This is a genomic window from Polaribacter filamentus, from assembly GCF_002943715.1.
In the GTDB taxonomy this organism is placed as follows: domain Bacteria; phylum Bacteroidota; class Bacteroidia; order Flavobacteriales; family Flavobacteriaceae; genus Polaribacter; species Polaribacter filamentus.
This window is the reverse complement of record NZ_MQUA01000013.1, coordinates 1979574-1994942: the sequence shown is the minus strand read 5'-3', so window position 1 is coordinate 1994942 and position 15369 is coordinate 1979574. Positions and strand designations below refer to the sequence as shown.

Below are 15369 nucleotides of genomic sequence, written 5' to 3'. Positions count from 1 at the left end.
ATATTTGTTACAATTTATAAAACCACACAACTAAATATGTCAAATTTTGTAAGTAAGTTTAAAAAAGGGATAGCCTTATTTATGCCAGGAATATTTCTGCTTGGCTTTAATATTGGTACAGGAAGTGTAACGTCAATGGCGAAGGCGGGTGCTACTTTTGGCATGGAACTACTATGGACCATAGTAGCATCATGTTTAGCCACCTATTTTATGATTAGTCTTTATGGGAAGTATACTTTAGTAACAGGCGAAACAGCACTTCAAGCGTTTAGAAAACATGTACACCCTGCTTTTGGTTTGTTTTTTATTATTGCCTTGACAGCTGGAGTTTCTGGTAGTGTTATGGGAGTCATGGGTATTGTTGCAGAAGTGTGCTTCGAATGGTCTAAATCTGCTGTGGATGGCGGTATTCATCCTGCCTATTTTGCAGGTTTTTTCATCGCTATGGTTTACTATATTTTTTGGAATGGAAAAACTCAGTTTTTTGAACGTGCTTTAGCCGTTATTGTGGCTATTATGTCTTTTAGCTTTTTGCTAAACTTCTTTATTATGATGCCGCCTCCAATGGATATTATAAAAGGCTTAGCGCCAGGTATCCCAAGTTCACTTAGTGCTGATGATAAGCCATTTTTAATTATAGCATCTTTAGTAGGGACAACCGTATTTTCCGGATTGTTTATTATTCGAACTACTTTAGTGAAAGAAGCAGGTTGGGATATCACGTATGCTAAGCAACAACGCAGGGATGCCATGGTATCTGTTGTGCTTATGTTTATTATTAGTGCTTCTATTATGGCTGCAGCGGCAGGAACTTTATATGTTGAAGGTAAAGGTATGGAAAGTGCTTCTCAAATGATTGGAATATTAGAACCTTTAGCTGGTAAATTAGCGACTTCTGTATTTGCTATAGGTATTATATCTGCAGGCGTTTCATCTCAATTTCCTAACGTATTAATGTTACCATGGTTGATTTGTGATTATAACAACTCAGAAAGAAATATGACGTTGCCAAAGTATAGAATTATTGTGTTTTTAATTTCATTGTTAGGACTTGTAGTGCCTATTTTTGGAGGTAGACCCATAGCGGTAATGATCGTGTCTCAAGCCTTGAACGCTGTTATTTTACCAGCAACTGTTGGTGGTATTTTATATTTAACCAATAAAAAAGAACTGATGGGGAAATATAAAAACACAACTTTAACAAATATATTTCTAATATTGATTTTATTGTTTTCAATCTTTACTTCTGTAATAGGTATTGAGGGATTAATGGACACATTATCAAGTTTATAGTTCTCATTAATACCAATGATTTAAAATAATTTTCAATTAACAGCTTATGTGTAAATTAAAAACTATGGAGATTCCAAATATACTTTTCTTTTCGGCCAATCGCGTTTGGCGAACCTATCCAGGGGGAAAGAAACTTGATGTTTTAGAAGCATTAGAAAACCCTAAAGATGATCATTTTCCTGAAGATTGGATTGGCTCAACAACACGTGCTGTTAACAAAGGACGAGAACATTTAATCAAAGAAGGCCTTTCGGAAGTGATGGTAGACGGACAAACGCTTACACTTAAAGCGCTTTGTAAAAAGGAGCCGTATGCCATACTTGGTGAGGAGCATTTTAAAAAATATGGCCCCAACACACAATTTTTGCTGAAATTTTTAGATTCGGCTATTCGTCTTCATATTCAGTGTCACCCAACTATTCCATTTGCTCAAAAATATCTTAATAGTAATTCTGGCAAAACAGAAGCTTATGTTATTTTAAGTATTCGTGATGAAATTAAAGATCCATACATCTATTTCGGGTTTCAAAATCCACCAGAAAAGGAAGCGTTAAAACGTATTATTGAAGAACAAGATAGTGAGGCCATGCTTGCTTGTTTTGAAAAAATTTCTATTAAACCTGGTGATGTTTTTGTGGTTCCTGGTGGCATGCCACATGCTATTGGAGAAGGTATTTTTATGGTGGAAATCATGGAGCCAACAGATTTTGCTGTGCGTATTGAGTTTGAACGTGGCAGTTATGTATTACCCGAGGAGTCTCGGTTTATGAATCGAGGCATCGATTTTGCCCTCTCTATGTTTAATTATGAGCCCACTTCGGTAGATACGGTAAAAGAGCACTTTTTCTGTGAACCTCGTTTATTGGAAACACAAAATGAAAGTAATGAGTACATATTGGTTGATGAACAAAAAACCAAGTGCTTTAAGGTAAACCGAATCAACGTAAAGGGAGGGTATACAAAAGAAGCGTTTTCATTCTATATTGGAATTGTTACCAAAGGAAATGGGTTCATTGAAATTCTTGGGAACACCTATTTGGCTGAAGAAGGGGCTAAGTTTTTTGTGCCCTATCAAACAGGTGCTGTGACCTATATTTCGGAAAGTGAAATGGAAATTTTGGTCACATTTCCACCAAATTAAAAGTTTAATCAATGTTTACAATAATGTTGGAATAAGAGTTTAGAGGTATTAGACACTTTTCATTAAGTAGTAATAACCATTACAAAACCTGTATTAGAATTTTAGCAAACAAAGTTTTAGTAAGATTAAATACATAAATTGATACTAATGTCAAAACATAATATTCTTAGCTGTATTCTCTTTTTTGTTTTATTGCCTAAAGCTTTTTGTCAATTAAATGCGAATTTGTTAGGAGATGCAGTAGATCAAGGCAACGACTGTTATTTAATTACTCCAGATTTGAATGAGAAATATGGTGCTATTTGGTATGACAACATCATCGATTTCACTGTGGATTTTGAAATTGTTTTTGACGCCTATTTTGGTATTAATGATGCCGATGATGCAGATGGTATGGCTTTGGTTTTTAAAGCAAACCCTTCACCACAGCTAGGTGGCTTAGGAGGAGAACTTGGGAATGGAGGTGTTAAGTCCTCTTTAATAGTAGAGTTTGATACTTGGCAAAACACCACATCTTATAATGACCCAGTTGAGGATCATATTGGACTTATGCTCAATGGGAATTCAAATCATAATTCAGGATTAGCACTAGCAAAATTTCCTAATTTGGAAAATGGGATGACACATGAAGTTAAATTTTCATGGAATGCCTCATCCAAAAAAATAACAATAACTAAAGATTGCGTTGAAATAATTTCTTACACAGGAGATATTGTTAACCTTGCATTTAATGGAAAATCAAAGGTTTATTTTGGTTTTACAGGATCTACAGGAGGTTCTACCAATGAACAAAAAATTTGTTTCAAGGATATTTCTTTTGTGGAAGGTTTACCAGATCAAGATCTTTGTAAAGGAAACATTTTAGACACTATAGATGCCACTTTTTCGGGAGCAACTTCATATAGCTGGACCCCTACAAGCGGTATAAGTGATCCAATAATTCCTAACCCTATATTTTCATCAAGCACAACCACAACTTATGAAATAACCATTACTCAACAATGTGGTAATGTATCTACTGAAAATTTTACTATTTCGGCACATGAAAATCCTGTTGTGTCAACCCCGTCTGATATAAAAATCCGCAATGCCACGGGAATAAATTTATTCGATTTAACCTTAAAAGAAACTAAAATTCTAAAAAGTCAAAGTACAGCAGATTTTTCAATAAATTATTTTACGGATTCAGGTTACACCAATCAAATAATTAATCCAAGTATGTATTCAAATACCGTGGAAGGGAGTCAAACCATTTATGTTAGAGTTGCTAACAAAAATTATGGAAATTGTTATGTCGATACGAGTTTTGAAATTGAAGTTTATCAATATCCGCAAGTAAGCACGCCAAATTTATATCAGCAATGTGATGATGCTTCCAATGATGGGAAAGCAATTTTCAATTTAAATCATGAAAACATCAAAGCAGAAATCAATCCCAATTATATTAATCAAAGTTTTACGTATACTTATTATGAAACTCAAGCAGAAGCTGAAACTAATGGAGCAGCCGTTACAACACCTTTCAATTACCAATATATCCGTGGCGTTTCCCCAGATACGCTTTGGGTAAGTGTTGAAAGGAACAATGGATGTTTTAGTCTAGTGCCACTTATAATATCTGTTTTTCCATCAAGTGCTAGACTAGGCACTTACGTTCCAGGTTCTATTTATCAATCTGATTATGGGGTTGTTAATTTTGATATGACTAAGGTTAAAAATGAAATCATCAATACCATATTCTCATCTATTTTGGTGACGGTTCATTTTTATGAAACTCATTTGGATGCAGAATTGGAAACCAACGAAATTTTAGATCCTGCAAATCATCAGAATACCAATTCTCCATATTTACAGGATATTTGGATACGAGTAAAAAATGATTTGGGTAATAATAGTTTGGGTTTGCAGGGATTTCCTAATTTGTTAATTGTGGCAGATCCACCAATAGCAAATCCAGTTCCAGTTCAAGTATTATGTGATAATGATGCTAGTATTAATGATGGGAAATGCTCTTTTAATACGTTTCAAATTGAATCAACTATACTTAGTGGACAATCGCTTACAGACGTTACAATAATTTATACCTATTTGGAGGCAGATGGAGTTACCGTTATAAATAATAGCAATTTGCCCAATCCTTTTTTGACCCAAAGCAAAACTCTAAATGTTCGTGTAACCAACAATAATACTGCAAACCCAGATGGTCCCCGCTATGATGAAACCTTCATTGAATTTATAGTTGACAAACAACCTTTAATGAATGCGGTGGATACTCAAATTGTTTGCGATGGTGATTCTGGAGATGTAGATAATGATGGACTGTACCCTTTTGATGCGTCATCCTTTATAAATATAATTATTGGCAATCAAATAGATATGGAAGTCTATTTTGATTACAAAGATGAAACGGGCAGTTTAGTGGTTAATAACAATTTATTACCAAACCTGTTAATTTCTGGTAATCAAACCATTTCAGTACACATTATAAATTCAGTTAATAATAGCTGTTCAGCATCAGGCACTATTGATTTAATTGTAAATCCTTTACCAGACTTTTCAATAGAAACACCACAGATTGTCTGCTCATCAGACCCTACACTTAAAGTTGTTTTAGACCCTTTTGAAACTAATCTTTCAGAAACCTTTACCTATGAGTGGACAGATGAGAATGGCGTATTGCTTTCTAATAACTCTAATTTAGAAGTTTCTGCTCCTGGCACTTATAGGGTAACCTTAACAAAAACCGACGGTACAGGGTGTTCCAAAACACAAGAAATTTTTGTTAATAGCTCAGAATTGGCAATTATTTCTCAAGATGACATTACAATCACGGATATTTCAAGTAATAATACCATAACTGTTAATGAGTCTAATTTAGGACAAGGAGATTATGAGTATGCTCTTGACGATGCGTTTTCATCTTTTCAAGAAGAGTCAATTTTTAAATATGTATGGGTAGGCATTCACACTATTTATGTAAAAGATAAAAAGGGTTGTGGTAAAGTCTCAATTCAAATTTCTTTTATTAATTATCCTGAATTTTTCACACCTAATGGAGACGGAAATCATGATTTTTGGCAAATACAAGCTGTAAATGCCCAATTTCAACCTAGTAGTGATATTTATATTTTTAACCGTTATGGTAAGCTATTAAAGCAACTAGATCCTACTTCTATTGGTTGGAAAGGCTCGCTTAATAGTGCTTTAATGCCAAATGATGATTATTGGCTTAAGGTATTGTTACAAGACGGTAGAACATTTAAAGAGCATTTTACATTAAAAAGATAATCCTAAAACTCATGTTAAAATAAATTAATAACTCAAGACTAATACTTATACCTTTTTATGAAAAAAATAATCTTACTGTGTTTACTCTCGCTGCAACTCATTTCTTGTTTTAATTCTCGGGAAACCGCAAGGAGAGAAAAAACTAGCAACAATCCATTTTTCGCTTACAACTTTGGAGGTTTGGAAAACTTGCCACCTGCCCAACAAATAAAATTACTTAAAGATAACGGTTATGATGGCATCACATTACGAATGGCAGAGGCAGAACATGTGGTTGCTTTTAACGACTTTTTTGAGGTTGTAAAGAAAACGGAAGGTTTTAAAATCTACTCGGTTTTTGTGCGCTATAATTTTGCAGATTCAGAAGAAGATAGAAACAGATGGAAAGCGGTTGTTGATATTATTCAGAATAGAGATATAGATTTATGGTTTATTTTTGGGAAACAGGAGATAGGTGTAGATGATGAAAAGGTTGAAGACATTCTACGAAACGTGGTGGATTATTCAGCTTCAAAGAATGTGTCTGTTACGCTGTACCCGCATAGTTGGTGTTATTTTGAAACCGCTGAACAATCTTTGCCAATGGTTAAAAAAATCAACCACCCAAATTTAAAACTCGCTGTGCATACCTGCCATGAACTAAAAGCAGGAAATGCAGGAAGGTTGCCTGAGATAGTCCATAAAGTAAAAGACTATATCAGTTTTGTAACCATTGCCGGCGCTTCAAAGCAATTGGACACTTCGAGCAGAAAAGCGATGGATGCCACAACCATTCAGCCTTTGGAAGACGGTGTTTATGATTTTGGACCTTTTCTAAAAGCACTTAAAAAAGCTGATTTTAAAGGGCCTATAGGGTATATTAACTTTAAAATAGCTAAGGAACCAGAGGATTATCTTTCAAAATCATTGGCAGAGTGGAAAAGATTAAAAAACATCTATTTAAACTATTGATTATGACATTAAAAAGAATAGTGATTTCCCTATTGTTTATCAGTACTTTCAATATAAAAGCACAAAATTCAGAACCCTACGATGCACCCGACCAAGTGGTTTGGCATGCGCCGTCAAGAACATGGTTTGTTTCTAATTTAGGCGGCGGCATATCTTTGGATAAGGACCATAACGGTTGGATTACCCGAACCGATGAAAAAGGAAAGGTCATTGAGCCTTTTTGGATGGGTAAAAAAGAGGGTATGCATGCACCATCGGGAATGACCGTTCATGGCGATAATCTGTACGTTGTTGATAGGGATGGAGTCTATAAAATTAACATTTCTACAAAAGAGGTTTCAGCTTTTTATGGGATACCTGATGGCTTATTTTTAAATGATATTGCTAGGGATTCCAATGGCGACTTGTATATTTCTGATTTTTTTGGAAATAGAATTTATAAAATTCCATTAAGCACTCAAAAACCTGAAGTTTGGATACAGTCAGACCGTTTGGAGGCGCCCGATGGTTTATACATGGAAGATGGCAAATTAATTGTGGCCTCTTGGGGCGTTTTGTCAGAACCAGGTTCCTTTAACACTTCTAAATTGGGCGATATTTTAAGTATTGATTTGAAAACAAAAAATATCACTTCCATATTAAAAGAGGTTGGAAACTTAGAGGGTATAACTAAAGCAGGAAAGTATTACTACATCACTGATTGGGCTTCTGGAAAATTACTGAAAGTAAATCCTAAGAAAGGAAAAGTCACTGAATTCTTAACAGGTCTTAATCACCCTACAGATCCAAATTATTCCAAAGAATTGAAAGTGCTAGGTTTCCCACAACACGGCACTAACCAAGTGCTCTTTATCAAAATAGGCTGGTAAACGGCCTGTTTAAAGATTATTATCAGGTTTATTTTGTTTTATTATGGTATTAATTTCATTTTAATTCTTTTTTAATTCTTTTTTAACTCTTTGATGTTTTATTTGTTCATTGAGCTTATAAGATATGCTTTAAACTTTTTTAAGGTGGTTTAATTAATAGCTTAATAATTATTAGAAAAATAAAATATGAGAATACCTTCTTTAATCATAGTATGTGCATGTATATGCTCAATAAATATTATTGCTCAGACAAACTATAACTCTAATATATTAAAGACTGATATTAGTGATGGTCTTAAGTCAGAATCGTCTTTATTAACATCCAGTTCTGCAGAAGCTAATGTAGTTATAAGCGAAGTTTTATTACCAATTGAGGTTCTAGGCGCTGAAGGTACTATCGAAGAAAGAACCATTACCCTTATTGCAGATCAAGTTGGGAAAGTTGATAGGTTATGGTTACAGGTTAATAACTTAGGATACGAAAATAAAGCTTCAATACAAATTAATGATGAGGATTGGTACACTTTAAATCATAATAACACCCGCATACAAAGTCCAGAGAGAGAAAGAGGAGGAATGGTTCATGGAGGGCATAATACTATTAGATTAAGCATTCCTGCTCAAGGTTTTAAAATAGGATTAAACACATTAAAATTTAGATTTAATATGTCTGATGCTATTTCAAATGGCTTTCGGGTAGTTAAGTTAAATTTATTAGATGTTAATAAGAATAACATTTTAGATGCCAGTTATTTTGAAGATGATGAACCTATTTTATGGGAAGGTCCCTATACCGATGCCAGTAGTATTCAAGCAGGAAAAGACTTATGGTATAATGGTGATTTGTGGAGTAATTATTTGGAGCCAGGGAAAAAAGGATTTTGGTACGGTTATGAATTAAAAGGATCGGAACCAATTAATGCCAAGTGTGCATCCTGTCATACTCAAGATGGTCGAGATTTAGAGATTTTTAGTTATTCTAATAAATCAATTATAGAGCGTTCTAAATTTCATGCAATGACGGAGGAAGAAGGGAAACTTATTGCTTCTTATATTCGTTCTTTATCTGATGAGAAAGATAATGTTGGACGCTATGGTCGCCCATGGAATCCACCATACCAACCAGGGCTAGAATTACAAAATAAGTCCATTGAAGAATGGGCAGCTGGAGCTGGATTGGATGCTGTTTTGGAAGCTGATAAAGATATGCTCTCTTATATGTTTCCAGACGGTGTAGATCAAGACAAGGTATACGATAGATTTGATTCTGATAAAATGGTTGATAGAACGTTGTTACCCATAGCCATTCAATTACCAGATTGGAAACACTGGTTACCAATGGTACACCCCATGGATGCTTATACAAAGGATGATTATTGGAATGATCCATTAAAGTTTTCTGGAAATAGATCAAATATACACCCAAAACAAGGTTATAAAGATTTTAGAGCGTATTTAGAAGCGATGCCTCCAGCCAATCGTAATCCAGATGACTTAATGAGAAAAAACAGAGACTTTTGGTATCACTATCGCTTTTTTTTAGCTCAAAGGCATGATGGCAATCCAGACCTTAGTGGACATTGGAGAGAACCAAAAAGTAGAGCCACCACAAAGTTAGCTGATGGCGTTCCTAGAGAATTAGCAGCCACAAGTTTGGCGCGGCTAATGGGTGTTCAATTTTTTGAAATTATGAATGAATTTGATTTACAAGATAAAGCGCATTGGTTTGCTAAGCCAGAAGATCAGCCTGCTACACGACAATGGTTTGGTGAAAACTATCAAATATTTGAAATACCTCCGCATTTTCAAGCCTGTGTTTCTGAAAACGAATTACCTATAAATGATGGTTATGATATTGTTGGTAATTGCAATTATTTTTATGGTCAATCGGCTGCAACTGGAGCATATGAATCTACCAACTGGTATCACTTACAGCTTATAATAAATGGAGGAAATGGTATGGTTTCCCATAATTCGCCAATGGATTATAACTACCACCCTGATTTTATTATGAAAGCAAGTAGTACGTCAGGTGTTTATGAACCGCTACGTTATTATCACTCTATGAATGCCATGTATCAATTTAGATCGTGGTCTGGTGCAACAACGCCTAATGATGGTAAAGGCTTTAGAATTAGAGTTCAAGGCCCTTGGCATATAATAGGACGCTCAGATAGTTACCAATTAAACAATTTTTCACCAAGTATTTGGCCAACTTTTTTAGATAGAATTGAGCCAGGTCTATCCAAGTGGGTATTAAATGCACAATTAAGGCAGTTTTTAACCGAAGTACAAAAACCAGAAAACAATCTGGATAATTGGAATCGATTAGCAAATGGAGGCAGTAATGAGTTAGATTCTAAAAGTAAAACAACTTCTCAGCTAAAAGAAATGACCAATTATACAAGTTTATATTATTGGGCAGATAAATTTTATAATTTGTTTCCAGAGTTTGCAAAGCTTGGTGTGGACTGTGAGATTTTAGAAGAAATGTTGGATTGGTGCGAAGAAGCATGGCCTAATATAGATTGGAATCAATTTAGGTCTAAGGGAGAGTTGCAATTAAGTCTCTTAACCGATGGTGGTGATGATTGTACCATGAATCCAAATACCGTTGCTGCGCAAACAACTAACGAAGGAAACAACCCTCTATATGAGTGGTGGGTTGATGAAGAGAAAAGTAGTAATGATACTAATGAATTAGATACAAGTAATTTAAGACCTGGTGCACTTGTAAAATGCCGAGTAACTAGTAGTAAAAACTGTATTGCAAACGGTTGGGTTGAAAAAGAATATACATTACCAAATGAAAGTTTAATTGTGAAAGTGAGAAAGAACAGTGGGGATTGGGAAGAATTAACCAATTCTATTGTTTGTACAGATGATGTTATGGAGTTCAAGATAGATCCAGAACTTCAAAACCCATTATTTTGGCTTGATGCTATGGATGTGAGTAATAATGCTGGTAGCCCTAATGAAAATAGTAGTATATCAGAATGGGTTAATAAGTCTTCAAGTGGTTTTGTAATGCCTATTCAGACAAATGCAAGTTTGAGACCTATTTATAATACCACAGGAATGAATGGATTGCCAGCACTTATGTTTGGGACAAATAATGCAAGTGGATTAGAGTTGTTTTCCACCAGTAATGACGACCTTTTAAATGAGAGCTGGACTATGTTTGTTACGGGTAAATACTATAAAACACCAGCAGGTGATTGGAATGCCATACTTGGGAATGAGAATGGAGATACAGGACTTGGGTCTTATTTTTCTCGTAGTGATGGAAGATCAAGAAATAAATTTAACGGTAGTAATAATTACGGTAGACCATATGAAGATGGAAGTGATTTTGTTTTAATGATTGCAAAAGAAGGTAAAAAAGTTACGGTATATATTAATGGTAAAGAAGAGGAATCCTTTGAAGGATCCTCTGCAAATATGGAAACCAATAGAGCCTTTTATTTGGGGCAATCTGCAAATGGTAACTCTTCTGCTGGATGGTACCACAAAGGACCAATATCAGAAGTTCTATTTTATGATCATAGCATAAGCAGTAATCAAAAAAAATATATTGAAGGCTACTTAATGCAAAAATGGCAATTTGCTGAAGATTTACCTTCAGATCATACTTATAAAGAAAACTCGCCATTAAATGTGAACTTAGAAACTCCAGATGGGGAAACACTAATTTTTAATAACAATGTGAGTACACATGTTGTTAACTTAGATGCTAATGAAAAATTTGGAGATTATGAGTTTACCAAGTCAAGTTGTTCAGAAACAAGTATTTTGTTCAATTTAAGTACCACTGAGTTTATTGGTAATGATATTGTTAAGTACACTATTAATGAAGGTCGCTATAAAGTGGGGAAAGAAATAGTAGTTACTGAACTTGATAACCTTGAATTATTACCAAATTATAGTATTAAGGGCGACTACCAATGGGAACAACCAAATGGTATTATGTTGGCGGTCAATGAGAATCCTGAGAAATTTACTGTAAGAGTAAGTGACCATCTAAGTGTTTGGAAATTACACTTATTGCAAGATATTGCGTCTTGTGTAACGAGTAATCAAGCGTATGATGTTGTAATAAATGTTGATGAACTACCTGAAAGTGAAAAGGATGATGATTTGGATGGTGTTAAAAATGATATAGACCAATGTCCTAATTCAAGACCAGGAGTAACTGTAAATAGTATAGGGTGTTTTGATTTACCAGTAAATAATTTCATTATTGAAACTGTAGGTGAAACTTGTTTAAGTCAAGAAGATGGCTCTATTAGCATAAAAGCGGCAAATACATATAACTATGTAGCTACGATAAATAATTCTGAGACCTTCAGTTTTACAAATGATTTAATAATTGAAAACTTAAGTCCAGGGGATTATTCAATGTGTATTACTATTGTTGAAGAGCCTGATTATGAGCAGTGTTTTAATTTAAAAGTAGATGCTGCCAAAGAGGTTACTGCAAAATCTGTAAGAACTAAGAGAGGTAATATAATTACTGAAGAGGTAACTATCATGTCAGGTACCGCTCCATACACAATTTCAATTAATAATGAAGAAACGCTTACTACATATTCAAGGCAGTTTGAAATTGATGTAAATCATGGGGATAAACTAATTGTTTCTTCTAAATTGAATTGTGAAACGGCTTTTGTAAAAGACATCGATTTGAAAGGTTATTTTACAGCATATCCTAATCCAACAAAGGATATTGTTAATATTATGATACCTAGTTCTAATTTGACAGAAGTAAATGCTGTAATTTATAATGTCTTTCAACAAAAAGTGTTTCAGAACACCTATAAGTTATCAGCTAATAAAATTGAGATTTCATTAAAAAATCTGCCTACTGGAATTTATATTATAAACTTAGGATTAGATTCTCCAGTTAATTTAAAAGTTGTTAAAGAATGATAAAAAACATAATAGCAATTTTAATAATTATGAGTTTTGTAGCTTGTAGTGGTTCAGATTCTCAAGAAGAGGAAGTGCCAGATGAAAATAAAGCAACTACAAAACCGTCATTGATATACCCAACCAATGAATTATTATGCACAGATAACCCGTTAGAGTTTTCATGGAGTCCTTCATTTGACGAAGACGGAGATGTGATTTCTTATGAAATTCAAGTTGCAACTGATTTGGCATTCAGTGAAAATTTTCAAGTATCAACAGTAACTATCCCTAGTGCGAACTTTACCTTATTAAAAGGCGAGTTGTATTATTGGAGGGTTAAAGCAAAAGATAGTAAAAACTTGTCAAGTGATTTTACATCTGTATGGAATTTTTATTCTCAAGGTGAAGGCATTACTAATCATATTCCATATGCTCCTTCGTTAATAAGTCCGGCTTTAAATGAATCGGTATTAAACGCTTCATTAAATTTAAAATGGAGTGCAAGTGATGAGGATGGAGATTTATTATCTTATGATGTCTATTTCGGAACTTCAACCCTTCCTGAATTAGTTGCTGAGAATATAACTGAGACAGGTTTTAATGTTAATTTAAATTTAACAGAAACTACATACTACTGGAAAATAGTAGTAAGAGATGTCAACGGAGCAGAAACTTTAGGGCAAACATGGTTTTTTAATTCCAATTAAATAACTGATTAGATACAGAAATATATTTAAAGCAAATCAAAAAAAATACAACTAAATTTTAAACATGAATAAACCAACAAAAATACCTGTGGTAAAGAAAGAATTTTTAATTCCCTTTATACTAATTACATCTTTATTTGCATTATGGGGTTTTGCAAATGCAGTTACAGACCCAATGGTACAAGCCTTTAAAAAGGTGTTAGAATTGTCAAATTCTGAAGCTGCTTGGGTGCAGATGGCGTTTTATGGCGGTTATTTTTGCATGGCTTTACCGGCTGCAATGTTAATGAGAAAGTACTCTTATAAAGTTGGAATTTTAATTGGATTAGGGCTATATGCTACCGGCGCACTATTATTTTATCCTGCAGCTGTTACAGAGCAGTTTTGGTTTTTTTGTTTGGGATTATATATTTTAACTTTTGGATTAGCTTTTCTTGAAACTGCTGCAAATCCATATGCTTTAGCAATGGGACCTAAAGAAACGGCTACACAACGTTTAAATTTGGCACAGGCATTTAACCCAGTTGGTTTAATAGTAGGACTTTTTGTTGCACAACAGTTTGTTTTAAAGAATTTGAAATCGGATGATGTTGAAAACTTTAGTGCTTTAGACGAAGCTTCAAAAGTATTAATAAGGACATCAGATTTAATGGTAATACGTAATCCATATGTGATTTTAGGATTGGTTATTATATCTGTATTTGTCTTGTTTATTATTAGCAAAATGCCTCAATCAAAAGAAGAAGGGGGTATGCCAAATATAGCAGATACTTTTAAAGTACTTTCAAAAAACAAAAAATATGTTTTAGGAGTTTTAGCTCAAATTTTTCATACTGGTTGTCTTATTATGTGTTGGACCTATATTTATCAGTATGCTGAAGCTATTGGAATTGATAGTGTTTCCGCTGGGTATTATCAAATGGCAGCATTCGTTATATTTACATTTGGACGGGCCGTTGGAACTTATTTATTAAGATTTATTAGTTCAGGTAAGTTGTTATTTTACTTTGCCCTCTTAGGTATTGGATTTACATTGGGTGCCGTTTTTATACATGGTATTATTGGGTTGTATAGTTTAGTAGGAATTTCTTTTTGTATGTCATTAATGTTTCCAACAATTTATGGGATAGCATTAGGTGGTTTAACAGAAGAACAATCTAAAGTGGGTTCTGCAGGACTAATTATGGCTATTGTAGGTGGTGCTCTAATGCCAAAATTACAGGCGCTTATTATAGATATTGGAGGAAATGGTGTTGCGGATACTAATATTCTTGGAGTTCCAGAAATTAATTTTTCTTATTTATTACCTTTACTTTGCTTTGTTTATATAGGTTGGTATGGGTCATATGTTTTTAGAAAACATGAAATTAAATAATTGATAAAATGATTCTAGGATGAGATTTGTTAAAATATTTAGATTTATAATAAGCTAAAAACAGCTAGAATGAGTAAGTATATAAAGCACTAAGATTATTCGAATTTTAGTGTATCAGTCTATTTTTTTTGTTTTTTCAGAATATTAAAAATGACTACGGATACCATAGCATTAGTTTCTGTATTATTTTTAATTTAAACAATAAATTCTCAATATTCAACTTCTTTAAATTCAAATGTAATTTTCATGATTAGGGCTAAGCATTTATAGAATGCACTTGGATATTTAGGTAATGAATAGATTAAAATATTTGACAGATAATTCGATGCGTAATTTGTATTAAAAATTTACGCACCGAATTACGTACCAAGTTTTTAATATATTGAAAAACAGTGATTTATGTTGTTACTTTAAAAGGCACAATTCTCAATTTCAAGTCCTAAATTTGAAACTTTATACTCAGTATATGGCTAATAATTTTTTTAAATTTTAATATTTAAAAACTAAAAACTTGAGGGTTTCCTTAGAAAATTCTCATAAAAAATTATAATATAATTATTTAATGTTTGGTTCATTATGAAAATAATTCTTCATCAACTTGTTCAAAAAAATAAAGTTGAATTATTATAATCAGATAAACAGAAAGGCTTAAGGTGGAAAGAACAAGTAAAGTATAATATTGCATTCTTACCTATCTCTGTTGAGCCTAAATTAAGAATAAGAGCTTTACGTTTATGAATAATTTATTAAATATATAGAGTTAGTCAGTTAGTTGCCGTTATTTTGTATTCTGTTTTCCAGATAATTAGAATCGACTTTTCTTTAAAAATAAAT

8 protein-coding genes are annotated in these 15369 nt (G+C 33.4%); all 8 read left to right on the top strand.

Annotation, left to right across the window (positions count from 1 at the left end; genetic code table 11):
• The first annotated feature begins 36 nt into the window (after positions 1 to 36).
• The 8 genes from BST83_RS11335 (at position 37) to fucP (ending at position 14535) form a co-directional block, all read left to right on the top strand.
• Positions 37 to 1293: an Nramp family divalent metal transporter gene (locus tag BST83_RS11335; RefSeq protein ID WP_104809886.1), complete on the top strand. Its 1257-nt coding sequence runs from the start codon at positions 37 to 39 to the stop codon at positions 1291 to 1293.
• Positions 1294 to 1357: 64 nt separating this feature from the next.
• Complete coding sequence (locus BST83_RS11330) at positions 1358 to 2434, top strand: class I mannose-6-phosphate isomerase (protein WP_104809885.1); 1077 nt, start codon at positions 1358 to 1360, stop codon at positions 2432 to 2434.
• A 147-nt stretch (positions 2435 to 2581) separates the two neighbouring features.
• A complete protein-coding gene (locus BST83_RS11325) occupies positions 2582 to 5722 on the top strand; it encodes an FIDD domain-containing protein (RefSeq protein ID WP_104809884.1) in 3141 nt (1046 codons plus the stop codon).
• Positions 5723 to 5779: 57 nt separating this feature from the next.
• Positions 5780 to 6673, top strand: a complete 894-nt coding sequence (locus BST83_RS11320; protein WP_104809883.1) for a sugar phosphate isomerase/epimerase family protein — start codon at positions 5780 to 5782, stop codon at positions 6671 to 6673.
• 2 nt (positions 6674 to 6675) lie between these two features.
• The gene (locus BST83_RS11315) at positions 6676 to 7542 is read left to right on the top strand and encodes a Vgb family protein (protein WP_104809882.1); all 867 of its coding nucleotides are present in this window, start codon (positions 6676 to 6678) and stop codon (positions 7540 to 7542) included.
• A 186-nt stretch (positions 7543 to 7728) separates the two neighbouring features.
• Positions 7729 to 12471 (top strand): T9SS type A sorting domain-containing protein, encoded by a 4743-nt coding sequence (locus BST83_RS11310; protein WP_104809881.1) that lies wholly within the window; start codon positions 7729 to 7731, stop codon positions 12469 to 12471.
• Complete coding sequence (locus BST83_RS11305; RefSeq protein WP_104809880.1) at positions 12468 to 13160, top strand: fibronectin type III domain-containing protein; 693 nt, start codon at positions 12468 to 12470, stop codon at positions 13158 to 13160. Before BST83_RS11310 ends, BST83_RS11305 begins: the two co-directional genes overlap by 4 nt.
• A gap of 64 nt (positions 13161 to 13224) precedes the next feature.
• Positions 13225 to 14535, top strand: a complete 1311-nt coding sequence (gene fucP / locus BST83_RS11300) for an L-fucose:H+ symporter permease (protein ID WP_104809879.1) — start codon at positions 13225 to 13227, stop codon at positions 14533 to 14535.
• Positions 14536 to 15369: the final 834 nt, after the last annotated feature.

Excerpts from the sequence above, each read along its gene's own strand:
- BST83_RS11315 (WP_104809882.1), top strand. The coding sequence starts at position 6,676 with ATGACATTAAAAAGAATAGTGATTTCCCTATTGTTTATCAGTACTTTC.
- BST83_RS11330 (WP_104809885.1), top strand. The coding sequence starts at position 1,358 with ATGGAGATTCCAAATATACTTTTCTTTTCGGCCAATCGCGTTTGGCGA.
- BST83_RS11310 (WP_104809881.1), top strand. The coding sequence starts at position 7,729 with ATGAGAATACCTTCTTTAATCATAGTATGTGCATGTATATGCTCAATA.
- BST83_RS11305 (WP_104809880.1), top strand. The coding sequence starts at position 12,468 with ATGATAAAAAACATAATAGCAATTTTAATAATTATGAGTTTTGTAGCT.
- BST83_RS11325 (WP_104809884.1), top strand. The coding sequence starts at position 2,582 with ATGTCAAAACATAATATTCTTAGCTGTATTCTCTTTTTTGTTTTATTG.
- fucP (WP_104809879.1), top strand. The coding sequence starts at position 13,225 with ATGAATAAACCAACAAAAATACCTGTGGTAAAGAAAGAATTTTTAATT.
- BST83_RS11320 (WP_104809883.1), top strand. The coding sequence starts at position 5,780 with ATGAAAAAAATAATCTTACTGTGTTTACTCTCGCTGCAACTCATTTCT.
- BST83_RS11335 (WP_104809886.1), top strand. The coding sequence starts at position 37 with ATGTCAAATTTTGTAAGTAAGTTTAAAAAAGGGATAGCCTTATTTATG.